Annotated in this window: 19 protein-coding genes; 6 read left to right on the plus strand and 13 right to left on the minus strand. The window is 72.5% G+C overall.

All coding sequences use genetic code 11. The features are described from left to right. Window positions 1-38 precede the first annotated feature (38 nt). On the minus strand, window positions 39-1,562 hold the full coding sequence (locus tag CP983_RS02250) for an APC family permease (protein WP_150498310.1): 1,524 nt from the start codon (window positions 1,560-1,562) through the stop codon (window positions 39-41). 141 nt (window positions 1,563-1,703) lie between these two features. Here CP983_RS02250 and CP983_RS02255 point away from each other — a divergent pair, with 141 nt between their 5' ends. The 3 genes from CP983_RS02255 to CP983_RS02265 all read left to right on the plus strand — a co-directional run bounded on the left by CP983_RS02255 (window position 1,704) and on the right by CP983_RS02265 (window position 4,574). Continuing rightward, a complete protein-coding gene (locus CP983_RS02255; protein ID WP_125525747.1) occupies window positions 1,704-2,327 on the plus strand; it encodes a TetR/AcrR family transcriptional regulator in 624 nt (207 codons plus the stop codon). A 99-nt stretch (window positions 2,328-2,426) separates the two neighbouring features. Further along, window positions 2,427-3,899, plus strand: coding sequence for an FAD-binding protein (locus CP983_RS02260; protein WP_150498311.1), 1,473 nt, complete (start codon window positions 2,427-2,429; stop codon window positions 3,897-3,899). Window positions 3,900-4,034: 135 nt separating this feature from the next. After that, a complete protein-coding gene (locus CP983_RS02265; protein ID WP_107910396.1) occupies window positions 4,035-4,574 on the plus strand; it encodes a MarR family winged helix-turn-helix transcriptional regulator in 540 nt (179 codons plus the stop codon). 27 nt (window positions 4,575-4,601) lie between these two features. Here the strand turns inward: CP983_RS02265 and CP983_RS02270 are convergent, their stop codons facing one another. From CP983_RS02270 to CP983_RS02320, 11 genes are read right to left on the minus strand one after another with little or no spacing between them, the layout of a single operon-like run. Then, window positions 4,602-5,624, minus strand: a complete 1,023-nt coding sequence (locus CP983_RS02270; RefSeq protein WP_150498312.1) for an aromatic ring-hydroxylating oxygenase subunit alpha — start codon at window positions 5,622-5,624, stop codon at window positions 4,602-4,604. 1 nt (window position 5,625) lies between these two features. After that, window positions 5,626-5,856, minus strand: coding sequence for a recombinase-like helix-turn-helix domain-containing protein (locus CP983_RS02275; RefSeq protein WP_150498313.1), 231 nt, complete (start codon window positions 5,854-5,856; stop codon window positions 5,626-5,628). Between the two features lie 17 nt (window positions 5,857-5,873). Further along, window positions 5,874-6,818: a PDR/VanB family oxidoreductase gene (locus CP983_RS02280; RefSeq protein ID WP_150498314.1), complete on the minus strand. Its 945-nt coding sequence runs from the start codon at window positions 6,816-6,818 to the stop codon at window positions 5,874-5,876. A gap of 13 nt (window positions 6,819-6,831) precedes the next feature. Then, window positions 6,832-8,463: a thiamine pyrophosphate-binding protein gene (locus tag CP983_RS02285; protein WP_150498315.1), complete on the minus strand. Its 1,632-nt coding sequence runs from the start codon at window positions 8,461-8,463 to the stop codon at window positions 6,832-6,834. Between the two features lie 11 nt (window positions 8,464-8,474). Beyond that, a complete protein-coding gene (locus CP983_RS02290) occupies window positions 8,475-9,266 on the minus strand; it encodes an SDR family oxidoreductase (RefSeq protein WP_150498316.1) in 792 nt (263 codons plus the stop codon). Window positions 9,267-9,292: 26 nt separating this feature from the next. After that, window positions 9,293-10,027 (minus strand): SDR family oxidoreductase, encoded by a 735-nt coding sequence (locus tag CP983_RS02295; protein WP_150498317.1) that lies wholly within the window; start codon window positions 10,025-10,027, stop codon window positions 9,293-9,295. Then, on the minus strand, window positions 10,020-10,541 hold the full coding sequence (locus tag CP983_RS02300) for a cupin domain-containing protein (protein ID WP_150498318.1): 522 nt from the start codon (window positions 10,539-10,541) through the stop codon (window positions 10,020-10,022). Before CP983_RS02300 ends, CP983_RS02295 begins: the two co-directional genes overlap by 8 nt. A 15-nt stretch (window positions 10,542-10,556) precedes the next feature. Further along, on the minus strand, window positions 10,557-11,345 hold the full coding sequence (locus CP983_RS02305; RefSeq protein WP_150498319.1) for an alpha/beta fold hydrolase: 789 nt from the start codon (window positions 11,343-11,345) through the stop codon (window positions 10,557-10,559). Beyond that, window positions 11,342-12,145: an aspartate dehydrogenase domain-containing protein gene (locus tag CP983_RS02310; RefSeq protein ID WP_150498320.1), complete on the minus strand. Its 804-nt coding sequence runs from the start codon at window positions 12,143-12,145 to the stop codon at window positions 11,342-11,344. The genes CP983_RS02305 and CP983_RS02310 overlap by 4 nt, the downstream gene beginning before the upstream one ends. Next, a complete protein-coding gene (locus CP983_RS02315; protein WP_107910383.1) occupies window positions 12,142-13,098 on the minus strand; it encodes a VOC family protein in 957 nt (318 codons plus the stop codon). The genes CP983_RS02310 and CP983_RS02315 overlap by 4 nt, the downstream gene beginning before the upstream one ends. 22 nt (window positions 13,099-13,120) lie before the next feature. Beyond that, window positions 13,121-14,608, minus strand: coding sequence for an aldehyde dehydrogenase family protein (locus tag CP983_RS02320; protein ID WP_150498321.1), 1,488 nt, complete (start codon window positions 14,606-14,608; stop codon window positions 13,121-13,123). A gap of 299 nt (window positions 14,609-14,907) precedes the next feature. Between CP983_RS02320 and CP983_RS02325 the strand changes: the two genes are divergently transcribed. The 3 genes from CP983_RS02325 to CP983_RS02335 all read left to right on the plus strand — a co-directional run bounded on the left by CP983_RS02325 (window position 14,908) and on the right by CP983_RS02335 (window position 19,071). Continuing rightward, on the plus strand, window positions 14,908-16,311 hold the full coding sequence (locus tag CP983_RS02325) for an MFS transporter (RefSeq protein WP_150498322.1): 1,404 nt from the start codon (window positions 14,908-14,910) through the stop codon (window positions 16,309-16,311). A gap of 126 nt (window positions 16,312-16,437) precedes the next feature. After that, entirely contained in the window at window positions 16,438-17,139 is a 702-nt protein-coding gene (locus CP983_RS02330; protein ID WP_125525768.1) for a class I SAM-dependent DNA methyltransferase, read from the plus strand. 63 nt (window positions 17,140-17,202) lie between these two features. Then, window positions 17,203-19,071, plus strand: coding sequence for an ATP-binding SpoIIE family protein phosphatase (locus CP983_RS02335; RefSeq protein ID WP_150498323.1), 1,869 nt, complete (start codon window positions 17,203-17,205; stop codon window positions 19,069-19,071). Between the two features lie 16 nt (window positions 19,072-19,087). Here CP983_RS02335 and CP983_RS02340 read toward each other — a convergent pair whose 3' ends face one another. Further along, the gene (locus tag CP983_RS02340; RefSeq protein ID WP_150498324.1) at window positions 19,088-20,770 is read right to left on the minus strand and encodes a hypothetical protein; all 1,683 of its coding nucleotides are present in this window, start codon (window positions 20,768-20,770) and stop codon (window positions 19,088-19,090) included. Between the last annotated feature and the right edge of the window lie 67 nt (window positions 20,771-20,837).

Genomic DNA, 20,837 nt, shown 5'->3' on the forward strand with positions numbered 1-20,837 from the left:
CGGTCGTGGACGGTCCGCTGTCGCCGCGAGGCAGGAGGTCAGCCCCCGGCCCGGGAGGCCGCCGTCTGCGAGGCCGTGGCGTCCCCGGTCCCGGTCCCGGCCTCGGTCGGCTCGGACGCGAACCGGGCATAGATCCCGGGCCTGCGGCGGCGCAGCCACGCGGCGAGCACGAGCCCCGCCAGGAAGACCGCGGGGACGATGGCCGCGAGCAGCGTGTTCACACCCGCGGAGGCTCCGGTGAACAGGTCCAGGTGCGTGATCACGAGCACGATGGCGGTGCTGAGCAGCACGGCGGCCACGACGGGCGCCACCACCGTGCGCAGCACGCCCTCACGGTGGCTGACGCGCCGGAAGTAGACGGGTACGGCGAGTGCGGCGAGCAGTTGCAGAGCCATCAGGCCCAGCATGCCCGGGGTGTTGACCCACAGCAGCAGTTGTCCGTACGGGTCGGCGCCGGCCGCCGCGAAGGCGAGGACGACGACCGCGCCGAGCACGGTCTGGGCGATGCCGGCGACATACGGCGAGCCGTGGCGCGGGTGGACCCTGGCGAGGGCCTTGGGCAGGATCCCCTCCTCGGCGAGGGCGAGGCCGTAGCGGTTGATGGCGTTGTGGAAGGCGAGCAGGGACGCGAGGACGCTGGTGACGATCAGTACGTGCATGAGGTCCGCGGCCCAGGCGCCGACGTACGTCGTGATGGCGGAGAAGAACAGGCCGGCGGGGTCGGTGCCGGCGGCCTCGACGACCTCGGCGTCCCCGAACGCCTGGATGACGGTCCAGACGACGAACGCGTAGAAGAGGCCGAGGAAGGCGACGGCGATGTAGGTGGCGCGCGGGACGGTGCGGGCGGGGTCGCGGGCCTCGCGGCGGTAGATGACCGTCGACTCGAAGCCGGTGAACGCGGCGAACGCGAAGGCCAGGACCGCCGCCGTGCCGGGTACGAGGACGTTGCCGGGCGTGAAGGAGTGCAGGGACAGGCCGTGCGCCCCGCCCTTGATCAGCACTCCGGCGGCGAGCAGGGCGAGGATGCCGGTCTCGGCGGCGAGCAGGACGCCGAGGACCTTGGCGCCGAAGTCTATGGAGCGGTAGCCGCCGTAGCCGATCAGCAGGAGTCCGGCCAGTGACACGGGCAGCCACGGGACGTCGGTGCCGAAGAGGGCGTGCGTGGTGTCCTGGGTGGCGCTGCCGAGGAGGCCGTAGACGCCGATCTCCATGCCGTTGTAGCCGATGAGGGCGAGGAGGGCGGCGCCGATGCCGATGTGGCGGCCGAGTCCGCGGGTGACGAACGCGTAGAACGCGCCGCCGCTGCGGACGTGGCGGCTCATCGTGGTGAAACCGACCGCGAAGACGGCGAGCGTGATGCCGGCCAGGAGATAGCCGACCGGGGCTCCGATGCCGCCGAGCAGGATCGCGAGGGGAGCGACGCCCGCCATGACGGTGAGCGGGGCGGCGGCGGACACGACGAAGAAGGCGATGTCGGCGGTGCCGAGCGAACCGGAGCGCAGGGACGGTCCGGCGGCCGGGGCGCCCTCGGCGGGGCCTGGGCCGGGAGTGGTGACGGGCACGGGAAAGCCCTTCTGAGCTGCGAGCAGAGGCGGGGAGCGGGCGTGCGGGGTGTCCGTCGCCGTAAATCTAAAGGCTTTCGGTTTTCGCAATGTAACCTCCCTTTCAGCAACCGGGAAGACCCTGGAGGGGGAACACACGTCATGGGACGGCCGCGCACACCTCTGCTCGACCGCGAGCGCATCACCACCGCGGCGCTCGAACTCGTCGACGCGCAGGGCGAGTTCAGCGTCCCGCAGATCGCGCGCCGGCTCGGTGTGCAGACCGGTTCGCTGTATCACCATGTGGACGGCCGGGACGGCATCGTGGAGCTGCTGCGCGAACGGGTGGCGGAGGCCATCGACGCCACCACCCTGGACCTGCGCCCCTGGGACGCCGCCATGGCGGCCTGGGCGCGCTCCTACCGTGCCGCCTTCGCGGCGCATCCGCGGGCCATCCCGCTGCTGATGACGAACCCGGTGCGCGCCCCGCGCGTCCTAGAGCACTACGAGCGCGCCGTCACCCTCCTGCTGGACGCGGGATTCCGTACGGCGGACGTCATGCCCGTCATCATCGCGCTGGAGAACATGGTGCTCGGCTCGGCGCTGGACCTCGCCGCCCCCGAGGCCATGTGGGAGATAGCCGACGTCGCGGCGACCCCACGGCTCGCCGAGGCGCTCGCCGCACTCGGTGACAGCCGTACGGACCGGTCCTTCGATTTCGCCCTGGAGGGCTTCCTCGCGCACGCGCGGCGCACGCTGGAGGCGCGCGGGGGCGCATCCGGCTGACCTGCGGGGAAGTGCGCGTTTCGTTCCCGCCAGGCGGGCTCAACTCGCCTAGGATGACGCGGACTTGGTGATCCCCGATAGTTCGTGAGGTGGCCCCGCATGTCCCACACGCCGTCGCGACGTACCGTTCTGCGCGGACTCACGGTCACCGGCGCGGCCGTGAGCGGCTTCGCCCCCGCCACCCGCACCTGGGCCACGACCGCCACGGCGGACGGAACGGCCCTGGTCGGGATCCCGCCGCTCGACGGCACGCTGAGCACGGACGAGGCTTCCCTGGCGGCGGCCTCGGACGATTTCGGCCATATCGTGCACCGCCGCCCGGTGGCCGTGCTGCGCCCCGGGTCGGTCCGTGACGTGGTGACCATGGTCCGGTTCTGCAACGAGCACCGGCTGCCGGTGGCGCCGCGCGGCCAGGGGCACGCCACACAGGGGCAGGCGCAGGTCTCGGGCGGCCTCGTCATCGACACCGCGCCCCTCACCCGCATCGGCCCCATGGGACCGCACAGCACCACCGTCACCGTCGGCGCCGGCATCAGATGGAGCGAGCTGGCGAAGGCCACCATCGCGCACGGTCTCACCCCGCCGGTGTTCACCGACTATCTCGAACTGTCCGTCGGCGGCACCCTCTCCGTCGGCGGCATCGGCGGCCAGACCCATCGGCACGGCGCCCAGGTCGACAACGTCACCGAGCTCCAGGTCGTCACCGGCGCCGGTGAGTTCGTGCGCTGCTCCCGGTCCCGGCGCCCCGACCTCTTCCACGCGGCCCTGGCCGGACTCGGGCAGTGCGCCGTCATCGTCGCCGCCACCGTCCGCCTGGTGCGCGCCCCGGGGACCGTACGCCACTACCTGCTGCCGTACGACGACCTGGAGACCTTCCTCCAGGACCAGCGCACCCTGGTGCGCGAGGGCCGCTTCGACTACGTCGAGGGCCAGGTCTCCGCGGACCCCGAGGGCGAGTTCCGGGTCCACACCCTGGAGGCGGTGGCGTACGGCCCACCGGCCGGCCCCGCACCGGACGACGCGGTCCTGCTGCGCGGCCTGCGCCACAACCCCTCCGGCGTCCAGATCGCCGACCTCTCCTACTACGACTTCCTGGACCGGCTGGCACCTTCGGTCGCCGCGCTGAAGGAGGCCGGTCTCTGGGACTGGGCGCACCCCTGGCTCAACCTGCTGCTTCCCGGCAGGTCGACCGGCGCCCTCGTCTCCCGGATGCTGGACGACCTGACCCCGGCCGATCTGGGGCCCGGCGTCGTCCTCGTCTACCCGGTCCGGCGCGACCGCCTCACCACGCCGCTGCTGCGGGCGCCCGACGACGCGACGCCGTACCTCTTCGCGGTACTGCGCACGACGCCGCCGGACGACACGGCCACCGTCGACCGGCTGCTGGCGGCCAACCGGTCCGCCTACGAACTCGCGGCATCGGCGGGCGGCACCCAGTACCCGGTCGGCAGCATCCCCTTCGCCCGGGCGGACTGGCGCACCCACTTCGGCCCGGCCTGGCCACGGCTGGCGAGGGCCAAGCGCACGTACGACCCGCGCGGGATCCTCGTCCCCGGCCAGGGCATCTTCTGAGCCCGCGCGGCGCCCCCCGTCCCGTCGGACGACGGTGGATGTTCGCCGCGGTTGTCTCAGGGCTAAGATTTCTCAGGGGGTGCGCGGGGCCACTGAGCCCGCGTTTCACGACAGGACCAGCCGTGAAGGGACGACATGGCTCAGCGCAGGGCGAGGCGGCCGGACGCCGTGGCGCGCATCGTGGAGGACTGGGCGCGCGAGCGCCCCGGGCTGGACACCTCGCCGCTGGAGGTGCTCGCCCGGCTGCACCGGGCCTACCTCCAGTACCAGTCGCGGCTCACGGCGCAGATCGAGAAGCACGGGCTGTCCGTCGCCGGGTTCGACGTCCTCACGGCGCTGCGCAGGGCGGGCGCGCCCTATCGGCTCACGGCGGGCCAGCTGGCCGCCTCCGGTCTGATCTCGTCGGCGGGTGTGACGCTGCGTCTGGACCGGCTGGAGAACGACGGGTTGCTCGTGCGGGAGCGCGACGCGGTGGACCGCCGTGTCGTGTACTCACGGCTCACCGACGCCGGGTTGAAGAAGGTGGACGAGGTGTTCGCCGAGCATCTGGAGAACGAGCGCCGGATGCTCGGCGGGCTCTCCCTCACCGAGCGCCGTCAGCTCGCCCGGCTGCTGTCCGGGCTGGAGCACTCCATCGTCGAGTCGGACACATTCGAGGAGGGCGCGGCGGGCTGACGGGCGGCCCGCCCCTCCCTCACGGCTTCAGAGTGTCGCGGCCGCCTTGGCCTGCTCGGCTGCCTGGGCCTGGTACAGGCGCCGCAGGCGGACCACGCCCAGGTCGTGCTGGTACAGGTTCTCCCGCTGGTCGGCGTCGGCGGGCATGGCCTCCAGCATGACGCGGTCCTGCTCCAGGACCTGCCAGTGGCGTTCCTCGATGAGGGTCTTGTAGAGGAAGCGCCAGGTGTCGCGCTGCCACTCGGTCACCCTGCGGTAGCGCCAGAAGAAGACGCCGGTGCGTCCGGCGTCCACCGGGCAGGCCATGCCGACGATGCCGAACGCGCCGCCCGGTCCCGCCGACGGCGGGTACGGGATGGACAGGTCCACCCAGTCGACGCCGGTGCGGCAGAGCTCCACCCAGTCGAAGTTGACTCCGCGCTGGTCGGTCTTCTCGAAGAAGTAGCCGCGCTCGGTCTCCCGGATGCGGAACTTGGCCGTGGTGTCGCCGTCGTACATGGTGTGCGACTCGTGGTGCAGGAACGCGCCGTGCATCGGGTCGAGGAGGTTCTCCATGGCGTACCGCCACGGCACGTTCCACTCGGCGTAGCAGAGGAAGGCGGACACGTCGGGGTCGGTGAGCGGCTCCGGGAGGGTCAGCTCGGCGGGTTCCGGGTGTTCCTCGTCGCCGAACCAGGCGAGGATCGCGCCGCCGACCTCGCGGACCGGGAGGGAGGTGACGAGGGTCTTGCCCTCCAGGTTGCAGCCGGGCAGGCCGGGCACGGAGGTGACCGTGCCGGAGCCGTCGACCTCGACGCCGTGGTACCAGCACGCGACCCGGTCGCCCAGGTGTTTCCCGAGGGAGAGGGGTGCGCCGCGGTGCGGGCAGCGGTCGGCGAGCATCGACAGGGTGCCGTCGGCCTTGCGGAACAGCAGCCAGTTCTCGCCGAGGGCGGTGACCTTGCGCAGGCCGCCGGGGGCTACGAAGTCGGAGGGGACGACCGCGTGCCACTGGTTGCGCAGGCCGTGGGCGTAGATGTGGGCTGCGGTGTCGGATACGGAAAGTGGCATCTCAGGCTCCCAGGCGCTGCATCTCGGTGCGGAAGGTCTCCTCGGTCCAGGGCGCGCCGGACGGCGTGCGGACCTGGCGGGCGTTGAGCCCGGCGACGACGTCGCCGAGTTCGTGGCCGTCGTGCGTGAAGATCTCCTCCAGGGTGCGGGCGAGCTTCAGCTCGTAGGTGGTCGGCTCGTGTCCGCGGGTCTGGTGCGGTTCGAGGTACGGCCAGGCGGTGTCGGTGGTCATGCGGGTCTCCGTACGGGTCACAGGTCCAGGACGAGGCGGTCGGAGGCACACCGGGAGACGCAGAGCATCATCGTCTCGCCGGTGGCGCGTTCGGCCTCGCTGAGCAGGAAGTCACGGTGGTCGGGGGTACCGGCCAGGACGCGGGTCTCGCAGGAGCCGCAGATGCCGTCCCGGCAGGAGGAGGCGACGGCAAGGCCGGCGTGCTCGGCGGCCTCCAGGACGGAGGTGCCGGCGTCGACGTTCAGGGTCACGCCGGATCTGCGGCACTCGACCTCGAAGGCGGTGTCGTCGCCGTCGCGTTCGACGACGGGCGCGGCGAACCGCTCGACCCTCAACTGCCCCGCTGGGCAGGCCTCCTCGACGGCCTTGAGCAGGGGTTCCGGTCCGCAGCAGTAGACCAGCGCGTCGGCAGGCAGGTCCCGCAGGGCGGCCGCGAGGTCGGGATGGCCGTGCTCGTCCTGCGGTACGAGGGTCACGTCGCCGGTGAGGGCGGACAGCTCGGCGCCGAAGGCCATCGAGGCCCGGGACCGGCCGCCGTGGATCAAGCGGTACGGGACGCCGTCCCGCTCTGCCCGGCGGGCCATCGCGAGGATCGGGGTGATGCCGATGCCGCCCGCGAGGAAGAGGTACGAGGTGGCGGGCTCCAGCGCGAAGTGGTTGCGCGGGCCGACGGCGCGCACTGTCTGGCCGGGGCGCAGCTTGGTGTGCACGTGGCGGGAACCCCCGCGCGAGGACGGCTCGTTGAGCACGCCGAGGCGGTAGCCCGTCGGGTCGGCGGGGTCGCCGCACAGGCTGTACTGGCGGACGAACCCGCCCACGTGCAGGTCGAGATGGGCGCCCGGCGTCCAGGCCGGCAGCGGTTTGCCGTCCGGCCGGGCCAGCTCGACGGAGAGGACGCCGTCCGCCTCCCAGGTCATCCGGCGGACCAGGAGGTCGAGTTCGTGCTCGTCGGCAGTGGTCATGACGGTGGCCTCCCTACGCGGTGGGGATCTTGACGGGTGGGGTGAAGGGGTTCTTCATCGGGCCGAGCGCGGTGAGGTCGACCTCGACGAGGGTGGGCCCGTCGGAGGCTAGGGCCGCCTCCAGGACCGGCGCGGCCTCTTCCGGGGCTGCGATGCGGGCGTACGGCAGGGCGCAGGCGGCGGCGAGCGGGCCGAAGTCGGGGGTGAACAGGTCGACGCCGGAGCGGCGTTCGCCGTACTTGTCCTGCATGTTGCGCAGGACGCCGTAGCCGCCGTCGTTGAAGACGATCAGGGTGAGGCGGGGGCGTTCCTGGGCGACGGTGAGGAGTTCACCGAAGTGGACGGCGAGGCCGCCGTCGCCGGCGATCACCACGGTCGGCTCGTCGGGGCGGGCCAGCGCGGCGCCGATGCCCATGCCCAGGCCCTGGCCGATGCCGCCGCCGCGCGGGAAGACGTTGGCGCGCGGGTCGTGGATCGGCAGGAGCCGGTTGCCCCAGGACGACGACGGGATGGTGACGTCACGGGCGACCACGGCGCCGCGCGGCAGGGCCGCGGCGAGGGCGTCGCACAGGGCGGCCTGCGGTCCGATGTCGTCGTGGAGTGCGGCCCGGACCTCGTCGCGTACGGCGGTGACCCGGGCCGACCAGTCGGCGTCGGCGCGGGCGGCGGCCCCGGTCAGCGCGGGCAGGACGGCGGCGGCCTCGGCGTGCAGGGCGTGGCGCGCGGGGTAGACCCGGCCGAGCGCCGCGGCGTCCGCGTCGATCTGGATATGGGCGTCGGGGAGCTTCAGGTTGTAGTCGGCGGTCTCGTTGGAGCGGAAGTGGGTGCCGATCGTGACGAGGAGGTCGGCGTCGGCGAGCAGGGCGCGCACGGCGGGGTTGGTCGCGAAGTTGCCGATCACGAGGGGGTGGTCCTCCGGGACCGAGCCGCGCCCGGAGTTGGAGCTGAGCAGTCCGGCACCGGTGGCCTCCAGCAGTGCGGCGAGCTCCGGGCGGGCGTGGCGGGCGCCGCCGCCGGCCCAGATGAGCGGGCGACGGGACTTTGCCAGCAGCGCCTGTGCAGCGGCGAGTTCGGCCGCGTCCGGGGAGGGAGCCTCGCCGGAGCCGGAGGGGACGGCCTCGCCCGCGTCCTCCTGAGCCGCGTACTGGAGGTCGATCGGCCACTCGACGCTGGCGGGCCCGCCCGGGGTCGCGAGTGCCGCCGCGCTCGCCTCGCGCAGGACGCGCCCGGCGTCACGGGCGGAGGTGACGGTGGCCGCGTACGTCGACACGGCGCTGAGCATGCCGAGTTGGTCCTTGGTCTCGTGGATGAAGCCGCGCCCACTGCCCAGGTACTGCGACTCGACCTGCCCGGTGACGTGCAGGACCGCGGTCCCGGCGGACAGGGCCTCGATCAGCGAACCGGCCGCGTTGCCCGCACCGGTGCCGGTGGAGGTGAGGGCGCAGCCGATGGATCCGCGTGCGCGGCCGTGGCCGTCGGCGGCGTTGACGGCGGTGGCCTCGTGCCGGACGGGGACGAAGCGCAGGTGGCGGTCGACAGCCTCGACCAGGGGCAGGTTGTGCACGGAAACGATGCCGAAGACGGTGTCGATGCCGAGGGATTCGAGGTGGGCCACGAGGAGCTCGCCCCCGTTGTCGTACTGCATGGGCAGACTCCTCAGAGGATGCCGCGGCCGACTCCGCCGCAGACGTCGATGCTGGTTCCGGTGATGTAGGAGGCGCGCGGCGAGAGCAGCGCGACGATCGCGTACGCGACCTCCTCGGCACGTCCGAGCCGGCCGAGCGCGATACCGCGGTCGGCGGCGAGTTCGGCCTGCCACTCCTCGTAGGTGAGGCCGCTGTCCGCGGCGGCGTGGCGGCGGGTCCACTGGCCGGTGTCGACGAGGCCGAGGCACACGGAGTTGACGCGGATGCCCTCGGCGGCGAGTTCGGTGGCGAGGGACTTGGAGAGGTTGAGGATGCCGGCGCGGGCTGCGCTGGTGGTGATGAGGCGGGTCTCGGGCTGTTTGGCGAGGACCGCGTTGACGTTGACGACGGCGGCGGCGTCCGAGGCACGGAGGTGAGGTCGGGCCGCGGACAGCGGGTTGAGGACCCCGGCGAACTTCAGCTCCAGTTCGTCGCGCCAGTCCTCGGCGGTGGTCTCGTCCAGGCGCTTCATCCGGGACTGGCCCGCGTTGTTGACCAGACCGTCGAGCCGGCCGCCGAAGTGCCGCGCGGCTTGGTCCGTGAAGTGCCGTACGGCGTCCGGGTCGCGGACGTCGCAGGTGCCGGTGAACAGCCGGTCGGGTCCGGTGCCCAGGCGGGCGGCGGCCTTGGCGAGCCGTTCCGGGTCGCGTCCGCAGGTGGCGACGCGGGCGCCATCGTCGAGCAGGGCTCGGACCGTGGCCAGGCCGACGCCCGAACTGCCGCCGGTGACCAGGACGGTGCGGCCGGCGAGGCCGAGATCCATGACGTACTCCTTGCAGATGGGGTGGTTCAGTGCATGGTGAAGCCGCCGTTGACGGCGATCACTTGGCCGGTGAGGTAGCGGGACTCCGCGCCGAGCAGGAAGGACACGAGGCCGGTGAGGTCGTCGGGCTGCTGCGGCCGGGAGATGGCACGGCGCTCGGCGTAGAGGGCGTGCCGCTCGGGCGGGACGCTCTCGGTGGCCTCGACCTCGGTGAGGCCGGGGGCGAGGGCGTTGACGGTGATGCCCCGCTCCCCCAGTTCGCGGGCCATGGCCCGGGTGAGGGAGATGACCGCGCCCTTGGAGGCGATGTAGTGGGCGAGGCGCGGTGAGCCGTGAAGGGCCGCGTCCGAGGCGATGTTGACGATCCGGCCGGGCCCCGTCATCAGCGGGAGCAGATGCTTGGCGACGAGCCAGGGGCCGCGTGCGTTGACCGCCATGAGCCGGTCCCAGGTCTCGACGTCGATGTCCTGGAACTCCTTGCCGCCCACGCCGTTGGCGAGCGCCGCGTTGTTGACCAGGCCGTAGACCGGGCCGGCGACGGCCAGCCGGTCCGCGAGCGCGGCGACCGAGGCCGGGTCGGCGACGTCGAGAGGCATGAACTCGGCCCGGCCGCCGTCCTGTTGGATCCGCTCGGCCGTGCGCTCGCCCCACTCCTGGTTGAGCTCGGCGACCACGACCCGGTATCCGTCGGCTGCCGCCCGGCAGGCCATGGCCTCCCCCAGGCCACGGCCCGCCCCGGTCACCACGACCTGGTCAGTCACGGGTGACGCCGTACAGCGGCGAGTACTCGGGGTACGTCGGCACCTGCGGCTTCTGCGTGCCGATGATCACGCAGAACAGCGCGTCGGTGTCGCCTTCGTTCTTCAGGGAGCGGGTGACGCCTGCGGGCACCACGATCATGTCGCGGTAGCCGAGGGTGCGGTACTCGACCTCGTCGGGGCCGCGGTGGATGCCGACGCGGACCTGGCCCTCCAGGACGAAGAAGGCTTCCTCGACGTCGTGGTGGGTGTGGGCCGGGCCCTCGGCGCCGGGCGGCAGCAGCATGTTGGAGAAGGTGAAGCCGCCGGAGGGCAGGATCCGGTTGTCGTACTCGTGGTTGCCGGTGGCGCCGGAGCCGACGTAGCGGATCTGCGCGCGCTTGAACTGCGGGCCGGCCTTCTCCTGGAAGGACAGGGTGCCCCAGTCGGGGTCGCGGGTGTCCTGGGTGGCGATCAGGGAGTCGGTGTACTTGGCGAGGGCGCCGTCGTTGTCGTACTCGGTGGTGGTCAGCGGCATGGGATTCAGGCCTTCCTAGCGGTGGGTGACGATGTGCAGATGGGAGCCGAGCCAGGCGTTGACGTGCTCGGGCTGCTCCTGGTTGGCCAGGTGACCGGCGTCCTTGACGATCACGTAGGCGGTCCGGTGCAGACCGCCGGCCAGGACCTGTGAGGCGTCGGGACCGGTGATCCGGTCCTGGTCGCCGCACAGGACGAGGGTGGGCGCGGTGACTTGGCGCAGTTCGCCGCGCAGGTCGGTGGCGGCCATGGCGTCGGCGGCGTGCCCGTAGCCGGGCAGACGGACGGCGGCCGCCATGGTGGCGGTGACGCGTTCGACGAGGTCGGCGGGCGCGCCGGCGGACAGCAGGCGGGGGCCGCGGGCGGCGGCGAAGGCTTCCGGGCCGAGCCGGGCGAGCTCGCCGGCGCGGTCCCGCATCGCGGTCGCCTTGTCCGGGTCGGTGCCGGAGCCGGGCGTGGAGGCGACGACCATCAGCGACTCGACGAGGTCCGGGTGGCGGGTGGCCAGCCGCAGCGCGATCACGCCGCCCCAGGAGACGCCGAGGACATGGGCGCTGCCGCCGCGGGCCCGGATCACGTCCGCCGCGAGGTCGGCGTAGTCGTCCATCGTCAACGGGCCCGTCGGGTCGGCCGACCTGGCGTACCCGGGCGCGTCCCAGGCGAGCATGCGGTACGACCCGCCGAGCGCCGCGAACTGCGGTGCGAAGGCCGCCGAGGACGAGCCGATGCCGTGCAGGCACAGGACGAGCGGGCCGCTGTCGCCGGCCTCTTCGAGGTGCAGCCCCGCCGGATCGTAGGCCGTCACAGGATCTGTCCGGTCCGGCCGGCGAGGGCGGCGAGCGACCGCAGCACCGCGTACGGGACGACCTGGCTGGTGGCCGGGTTGGCGGTGTCGGGCAGGTGCCGCACCTCGAAGCGGTAGCTGCCGTGCGCCCCGCTCGCCTCGACGACGTGGGAGGTGTGCCGGGCGGCGGGGTCGGCGACGACACTGACCCGTACCGCGTCGGAGTCGCCGACGGCGAGCGCCACGGACGCGGCGACGTTGGTGGACTTCGGGAACTTCACGGGTACGTCCCGCGCGGTGCCGGCCATCACCTCGACCGGCGCGGTGGCCGACCGCATCCGGCCGAGCAACTCCTCGTCCATCCAGGGCTGTTCGAGGGTGGACGGCAGTTTGGTGGTGGTCAGGCGCACGTCGTCCAGCGGGCCCATGGCGCGTGCGGCCTGGAGCAGGTCGAGTCCGCCGACCGCGCCGCCGGTGAAGTACACACGGCCGGGACCGGCGTTGAGGAGTTCCTTCGCAAGCCGCTCGTCCGTGAGCGCCCCGGTGGAGGCGACGAGCAGGTCGGTGCCGGAGGCGAGGATCGTCGTACCCCACTCGCGTACGACGCCCTGTCCGGCGGCCTCGATGATCAGGTCGCAGGTTTCCAGGGCCTGTTCGAGGGTGCGTTGGGGGGCCGGGACCGAGTCGCCGAGCGGTCGGTTGTCGACCACGCAGACCAGCTCGGCGCCGGGTATCTCGCCGGCGGCGAGGGCGCCGCCGACGACGCGGCCGATGGCGCCCCAGCCGATGAGGCCGACGCGGCGCGGTGCGGTGCTGCTCATGCGGGGACTCCTTCGGCGGGCTGGGCGGCTTCGACGTCGACGGGCGGGACGACGGGGCTGCCGTCGGGCGTGCCCGCCATGTGGGCGCGGATCTGTTTCGAGGGCGGCCCTGCGGTGCCCCAGACGTCGGAGAGTTCGGGGGTGCGGCGCCACACCTTGCAGATCCAGGCGTCCTCGACGACCTGGGCGACCTCGGAGGTGTACTCGCAGACGAGGCCGGTGGGGTCGGTGAAGTAGGAGAAGGTGTTGTTGCCCGGCCCGTGCCGTCCGGGGCCCCACTCGGGGGTGACGCCGTGGTGGCGGAGCCGGCCGAGACCGCGCATGAAGTGGTCGACCGAGGTCATCTCGTAGGCCACGTGGTTGAGCGACACCCAGGGCGCCTGGTTGAAGGCGATGCAGTGGTGGTCGGCGTTGCAGCGCAGGAACGCCATCTGGTGCTCGGACCAGTCCGAGACGCGCATGCCGAGGACGTCCCGGTAGAAGGCGACCGAGGCGTCGATGTCGGGTGTGTTGAGGACGGCGTGGGTGACACCGACCGGCACTGCGGCGTCGCGTCCGCGGGCGGTGACGGCCCAGGTGTCGGCGGAGAGTTCGACGAGCCGTCCGTCCAGGTCGTGGAAGCGCAGGCCGTAGCCGCCGCCGACCTGGTCGAGGGGGCCGGGTCCGGTGACGGGGGTGATGCCGCGGGCCCGGAGCCGTCGTGCGGCCTCGTCGATCTCGGCGGGCGTGGCCACGGCGAAGGCGAGGCGTCCCAGGCCGATGCGGTCGGCGCGGGTGAGCTGGAGGGCGTGGTGCTCCTCGCCGGTGCCGCGCAGCCAGCTCGTGCCGGCCTCGGCCTCGACGACCTCCAGCCCCCAGACCTCCTCGTAGAAGTCGGTGGCCTGCGTGAACTCGGGGGTGAGCAGTTCGACGGAGCGCAGTGCGCGCAGCCGGGCTATCGGGGGGTGGTTCATGGTGTGGTCTCCCGGTTGCGGGTCAGCCGGCCCAGGGCAGGGGTGTCGTGTCGGTGCCCCAGTACAGGGACTTCTGCCGCTGGTAGGAGCGGATGAGGTCGCGGCCCTTCTCGGTGCCGAGGCCGCTGTCCTTCATCGCGCCGAAGGGGGTGGAGATGGAGAACTGCTTGTAGGTGTTGATCCAGACGGTCCCGGCGTCGATGCGCCGGGCGAGCCGCCAGGCGGCGTGTGCGTCGCGGGTCCAGATGCCGCAGGCGAGCCCGTAGACGCTGTCGTTGGCCTGCCGGACCAAGTCGTCCTCGTCGTCGTAGGGCAGGGCGACCAGGACGGGGCCGAAGATCTCCTCCTGGCAGGTGCGTGCCGTGTTCGGCAGGCCGTCGATGACGGTCGGCAGGTAGTAGGCGCCGGCCGCGTACCGCTCGCCGTCGGGGATCGCGCCGCCGCACAGCACTCGGCCGCCCTCGGTGCGCGCGAGGTCCACGTACTCGGCGACGGCGTCGCGGTGCCGGTGGTGGACGAGCGGGGCGACCTGGGTGTCCGGGTCGGTGCCCGGCCCCACGCGCAGCTTGCGCACGCGCTCGACGAGCTCGCCGACGAAGGAGTCGTACAGCGACCGGTGCACGAAGAGCCGGGAGCCGGCGATGCAGGACTGGCCGCTGGAGGAGAAGACCCCGAACATCACGCCCGCGAGGGCCTGCTCGACGTCGGCGTCCTCGCGGACGATCGTCGGCGACTTGCCGCCGAGTTCGAGGGAGGCCGGGACGAGCTTGTCGGCGGCGGTGCGGGCGATGGCACGGCCGGTGGTGGTGCCGCCGGTGAAGCCGATGCGCTTCACGAGCGGGTGGGTGACGATCGCGTCCCCGACGACACGGCCCTTGCCCGGCAGCACGGACAGCAGCGCGGTCGGCAGTTCCTCCTCGGCGAGCACCTGGTGGACCAGGCGTCCGAAGGCGAGGGAGACGAGCGGGGTCCACTCGGCGGGCTTGAGCAGGACCGCGTTGCCGCCCGCGAGGGCCGGGGCGACCTTCTGGGCGTCCGAGGCGATCGGTGAGTTCCACGGGTTGATCGCGCCGACGACGCCGATCGGCTCGTGCACGCTCATCGTGACGTACGGCCCCCGGGACGGGGTGATCGAGTCCTCGGCGGTCTCCAGCGCGGCCGCCGTGTAGCGGAAGGTGCCGGCGGCGCTGAGGGCGAGGGCGCGGGTCTCGGTGCGGGTCTTGCCGGTGTCGGCGGTCTGGAGGGCTGACAGCTCGGCGGCGTGCTCCTCGATCAGGTCGCCGATCCGGTGCAGGACGCGGGCGCGCCGGTGCGGGAGCAGGTCCCGCCAGGCCGGTGTCGCCACGGCCTCGGCGGCGGCGTGGGCCGCCTCGTCGACATCGGCGGGCGAGGCGGCGTGGACGGTGGTGATCGGGCGGCCGTCGGCCGGGTCCACGGTCACGATCGGCGTTCCCGTGCCGCGCCTGAAGCACCCCCCGATGAGGATCTCGTCGACCGGTGTGCGCGACATGGCAGAACCTCCGTTGGGCATGTATCGAAGTCCTGAACATCTAAGGGCTTAACTATTTTGGCCGCAAGGGGACCTGGCAAAGTTTTTTCATCGACGTAGGGGTGAACCCTTGACGACCTGCTTCACAGACGGGATAAAACTTGAGCGCTGAGAGATTTAGCGCTTAGCCAGCTGGCCTCGTCCCCACCTCTGTCGCCGCCCCGGTGCACGGCTGTCGCCGTCGCCGGGCCGGCCCGAACCCACCCGTGCGTATCCTGTGCCTTTCACAGCACCAGTGCGCGGGTCCGGAGGACCCCTCCATGACGACCGACACTCCCCATGCCACCGCGGGGCGCCCCGCGGACACGGCGGCGCTCGTGGCCGCCATCGGCGCCCGCTTCGAACGTCTGCCCCTGTGCCGCTGGCACGTCACCGTCCGGCTCATCATCGGCGCGGTGACCTTCTTCGAGGCCTTCGACCAGTTGCTCATCGCCTACGCGCTGCCCGAACTGCGCGCCGAGTGGCACCTGACCACCGGCCAGACCACGTCCCTGATCACGGTCGGGTCCGTGGGCATGCTGGCCGGCGCGCTGCTGTCGGGCCGCCTGGCCGACCGGATCGGCCGGGTCAAGGTGATCGCGGCGTGCATCGCGCTGTCGGGCGTGTGCAGCCTGCTGCTGACGCTGTGCTCCTCGCCGGGGCCGTTCATGGCGCTGCGCTTCGTGCAGGGTCTCGCCATCGGCGGTGAGGTGCCGGTCGCGGCCACCTTCATCGCCGAGATCACCCGCGCCCACAAACGGGGCCGGTTCGTCCTGCTGTACGAGCTGGTCTTCCCCGCCGGCCTGACCGCGTGCGCGGTGCTCGCCTGGTGGCTGATGCCGCTGCTCGGCTGGCGCTGGATGTTCGGCCTCGCCGCGATCCCGGGTGTGCTGTGCGTGCTGGTCGTGCGCTGTGTGCCCGAGTCGCCGCGCTGGCTCGCCGACCACGGCCGGCACGAGGAGGCGCTCGCGACGATGGCCTCCATCGAGGCGAAGGTCGAGACGATCACAGGTGAGCCGCTGCCGCAGCCCGCGCCCGCCGCACCCGTCGCACGCGAGTCCCACGCCAGGAGCGGCCTGCGCGAGCTCCTCACCGGCCGCTACCGCAAGCGCACCCTGGTCGTCTGCGCCCTGTGGTTCTGCGGCTACTTCGTCAACTACGGCATCTCGTCCTGGCTGCCCACCATCTACGGCTCCCGCTTCCACCTGGATCTGTCCGACGCGCTGCTGTACTCGACCGTGACGTCCTGCGCGGGTTTCCTCGGCTGTCTCGTCGTCGCCCTGACCGTGGACCGGATCGGGCGGCGCCACACCGTCACGTGGTGCCTGGGCGGTGCCGCCCTGTGCCTGCTGCTCCTCGGCCTCTTCGCCGGCGGCTCGGCGAGCAGCGTGCTGATCTGGACGTCCCTGTCGGCGGTGTTCTTCTTCGGCGCGAACATCTGCCTGTACCTGTACACGCCCGAGCTGTTCCCGACCCGGATGCGGGCCCTCGGCACGAGCCTCGGCGGTGCGGTCAACCGCCTCGGCGTGATCCTCGGCCCGATCGTCGTCGGCGCGGTGTACGCGGGCGGCGCGCTCGGCACCGTCTTCGTGACGCTCGCCGTGGTCGCCCTCGTCGGGTCGCTCACCGCCGGCGTGGCCGCGGAGGAGACGAGCGGCCGGCAGCTGGAGGACGTGGCCCCGTAGGGGACGGATCACTCACGCCGGGATTCAAGGGATCCCGGCGTGAGAACTGTCGTCAGAATCGGGCATCATTGGTCACATCGGGATGAATAACTTCATGCCCATATGAAGTAATCGAGATCGACCATGATGCCTGCGAGGAGATTCCTTGTGAGCAACCCCGCCGACGGGCTCGACTACGGGACTCTACGGCTCGACCGCACAGGTCAGGCCGAGGCCTTCGACGTGATCGGCGACCGCTACGACGAGGCCTTCCCGCACAAGGAGGGCCAGGTCTCCGCCGCCGACTGGCTCATCGGGTCCCTGCGGACCGGATCCCGGGTCCTGGACCTCGGCTGCGGAACCGGGCTCCCGACCGCGCGCCAGCTGGCCCTGGCGGGATTCGACGTCGTCGGGGTGGATCTGTCGGAGCGCATGGTCGCGCTGGCCCGCGGTCATGTGCCCGGCGGGGTGTTCCACCGGGCGGACATCGCGGACCTGCGGCCCGGCGGCCCCCTGGACCTGGGCCGCTTCCAAGCGGTGACCGCCTTCTTCTCCCTGCTCATGCTGCCCCGCGGCGAGATCCCGCTCGCTCTGCGGACCGTCCGCCACCTGCTCGTTCCGGGAGGTCTGTTCGCGCTGTCGATGGTGGAGGCCGACGTGGACGACTTCACGATCCCCTTCATCGGGAGCAGCATCCGCGTCTCCGGCTACCTCGGCGACGAACTGCGCGAGGTCGTCCAGGGGGCGGGCTTCGAGATCGCCGGCGAGTCCTCGTACACCTACGCGCCGGCGGCCGCCGACATCCAGCCCGAGGTGCAGATCTTCCTGCGCTGCGCACGGCGGGCGTGACGACTTCCGGTCCGCCCGCTCAGAGGCGGGCCGCACAGCGGAAGGGGAGGCACAAGGACGGGCATGGCGAAGCACCTCGGAGGTGGTGACGGCATCCGGGACCAGAAACCCGGCATGCGTGGACGTGCTGCGCCGCACCGGCCGCAGCGCCCCGATCCGACGCCCCCGTCCGGGCCGGCTCCTCCCCCGGCCCCGCTCGGCGGGGCACCGGGACCGGACCTCGCCGGGCCGCTGACCGACCGGCTGCGCTACCTGGACGCCGCGACCCGGCGGATCGCCCGCGGAATGAACCTCGACGAGACCCTCTGGGAACTGTGCCGGGCAGCCGTCCCGGCCTTCGCCGACCGGGCGTACATCCACCTCTACGCCCCGCTGCCGGTCGGCGACGAGACCGCCGCCGAGCCGGACGTCCTGCAACTGCACTGCACCGACCGCTCCGAACGCCGGGACCCCGATGCCCCGGACCCCGAGCCCGGCCCGGCCGACCAGGACGACCCCCAGGCCGCGGAGACCGTGCGCCCGGTGCCCGGCAGCCCGCTCGCCGGACTGCTCCGGGACGGGCGGCCGGCGCTGGGCGACACCCCGGGCGTCGCCTCCGCCGCGGCCGAGCTGCTGGGCACGCCGGACACGCCCCCGGCGCTCCCTCCCGGGCAGCGGCTGATCTTCGCGCCGCTGCACGGCCGCAGCCACGCCCTGGGCAGCGTCCTCCTCACCCGCGAGGCCGGCCGGGAGGACTTCACCGCCGACGATCTGCTCGTGGCCTCCCAACTCGCCACGCACACCGCGCTCGGGCTGGAGAAGGCGATGCTGTACGAGCGTGAGGCCGCCGTCGCGAACACCCTGCAGCGCACGATGCTCCCGCCGTCGCTCCCGAAGCCGCCGGGCGTCCGCCTGGCCAGCCGCTACCTGCCGTCCTCGGGCACCGCACAGGTCGGCGGCGACTGGTACGACGCCATCCCGCTGCCCGGCAACCGTGTCGCCCTGGTCATCGGCGATGTGATGGGCCACTCCATGACCTCGGCGGCGATCATGGGCCAGCTGCGCACCAGCGTGCAGACCCTGGCCGGGCTGGACCTGCCCCCGGACGAGGTGCTGCACCACCTCGACGACCAGGCCGGCCGGCTTGGCAGCGAGCACACGGCGACCTGCCTGTACGCCCTGTACGACCCGGTGCTGCACCGGCTGCTCGTGTCCAACGCGGGCCATCTGCCGCCGGTGCTGCTGCGTCCCGACGGCGGCGTCGAGGTCCTCGAAGCCCCGCCCGGAGCACCGATCGGCGTCGGCAGCGGCGGCTTCCAGTCCGTCGAGACGCACGCGCCGGCCGGGGCGACGCTGCTGCTGTACACCGACGGCCTGGTCGAGTCCCGTGACTCGGACGTCGTGACCGGGGTGGAGCGGCTGTGCGCCCGGCTGGGCACGGCCGCCCGCGGGCCCGCCGCCCCGGCGCTGGAGGAACTGTGCGACGCGGCCCTCGGCACGCTGGGCTCCGGGGAACGCGACGACGACATCGCGCTGCTGGCCGCCCGGTTCGAGGGCATCCTGCCGGAGACCGTCGCCTACTGGTACATGGCGCCTCGCCCGCAGACCGCCGGGCAGGCCCGCCGGCTGACCCGCCGCACGCTCGCCGACTGGGGGCTCGACTCCCTGGTGGAGACCACCGAGCTGCTGGTCAGCGAGGTGGTGGCGAACGCGGTGCGGTTCGCCACCCGGCCGATCACCCTGCGGCTGCTCCACACCGACGTGCTGCGCTGCGAGGTGGGCGACGACTCCACGGTCGTGCCGAGGATGCAGCACGCCCGGCTGAGCGACGAGGGCGGCCGGGGGCTCTTCCTCGTCGACCAGCTCGCTCAGCGCTGGGGCGCCACGAGGCTGAGCACGGGCAAGGTGGTCTGGTTCGAACAGCCCCTGCCCCGCACGCCCGGGGCGCACTGACCCTTCGCACGCTCACTCACTCCGCGCAGCAGCCGTCCTCAGCGACCTCTCCGGCGGTCGTGTCGAGCCGGCAGAAGCAGGACGCCTCGATGGGCACGTCCGCCAGCGCGGCGGCGAGACGCAGCTGCTGGGCCATCATCTGCGCCTCCCCGGTCCGGCCCAGCCGCAGCAGGCACTCGTGCAGGCCGTGCAGGGACCAGACGTTGCCGGGGTGCTGGAGGGGGCGCGGGAGGGTGCCGTCCAGTCCGAGGTCGGCCCGGTAGACCGCCTCGGCCTCCCCGACGCGGCCCTGTTCGAGCAGGAGCGCGCCGTAGGCGTGCCGGGTGGGCTGCATCCAGCCCCACGGTTCGTCGTAGGGAAGGTTGTCGTCCAGCTCGATGGAGCGCTCCAGCGCGGCGAAGGCGGCGTCGTGGTGGCCCCTGCGGTACTCCAGCTCACCGTCGAGCATCGCCGAGGCGATGGCGAGGATGTCGTGGCAGGTGTTGTTGAACAGCATGCGGGTCTCGGGAACCCGGGCGACCGCCGCCCGGAAGAGGTCGCGTTCCGCCTCCGCCTCCGGGACGCGGTGGGTGGCGGAGAGTGCGACGCCGCGGGCGTAGTGGATCATCGCCGTCGTGGTGCAGTAGAGCTCCGGGTCGGCGGGCAGCGGCAGGGCGAGGATGTCGTCCCAGCGGCCGAAGCGGATCAGCACATGGACGCGCATGGCGAGGAAGCCCTCCAGCCAGTCGGCCATGGGCGGGCTCGGCACCCGCAGCAGGTCCTCCGGGATGGACGCCTCCAGCTGCGCGGCGGTCTCGAGGGCGACCTCGGACTGGCCGAGGAACATCGCGCCGTAGATCTTGAAGTGGTAGTTGTGCGAGCGGTACAGGGTGTAGAAGTTCATCGCCCCGGCCCGCGCGTGGTACTTCTCGTCGACCGTGATCGCGGCGGTGTTGTCGGAGACCACCCGGCGGTAGTCGCCGCACAGCACCTCCAGGTGCGAGGGCATGTGGTTGAGGTGCCCGGCGTCGGGCACCAGTCCGCGCAGCCGGTCGGCGACCGTCAGGGCCGCCTCCGGGGTCGGGGACATCTCCATGAGGTGGATGTACATGTGGACCACGCCCGGGTGGTCGCGCCCCGCGGCGGGGGCGAGGGCCCGGTCGAGCACCGCCTTGGCCTCCAGGGTGCGGGCCCCCTCGGCCGGCTCACCGGTCCTCAGGTCCCACAGCTGCCAGGGCGTGAGGTTCATCAGGGCGTCGGCGTACAGGGTGGCGACGTCGAGGTCGTCGGGGGCGAGCTCGTAGACCGCGCGCATGCTCTCCGCGTACGGGGCGTTCCAGACCGAGCAGTCCTTCACCGCCTTGGCCTGTGGATAGCGGGCGCGCAGCGCGGCGATCAGGGCCTGCTCGACGGGCGTGACGTCGGCCGCCTTCTCGTGGGCCAGCTCGACGGCGGCGTGGGTGCGGTCGACGGTGCGCGCGAGGTCCTGGTCGTCGAAGAACTCCCAGGGTTTGTTGTAGTTCGGCCCGAGGGCGTAGGCGATGCCCCAGTGGGCCATGGCGCAGTCGGGGTCGGCCGCGGCGGCCGCCTCGAAGCAGGCGACCGCCTCCTCGTGGTGGAAGGCGTACGTCCAGACCAGCCCGCGGTCGAACCAGAGCTGGGCCTGCGCGGAGGACGTGGTGACGGAGCGGGTGTGCGTGCCGAGGTCGTAGTACTCCATGCGTCTGCTCTCCTGCCTGTACCGAGCCCGCCGAGCCCGTTCCCGAGTCTTCCGGACAGCCTCGGGT

The organism is Streptomyces chartreusis (genome assembly GCF_008704715.1).
GTDB classification, from domain to species: Bacteria; Actinomycetota; Actinomycetes; order Streptomycetales; family Streptomycetaceae; genus Streptomyces; species Streptomyces chartreusis.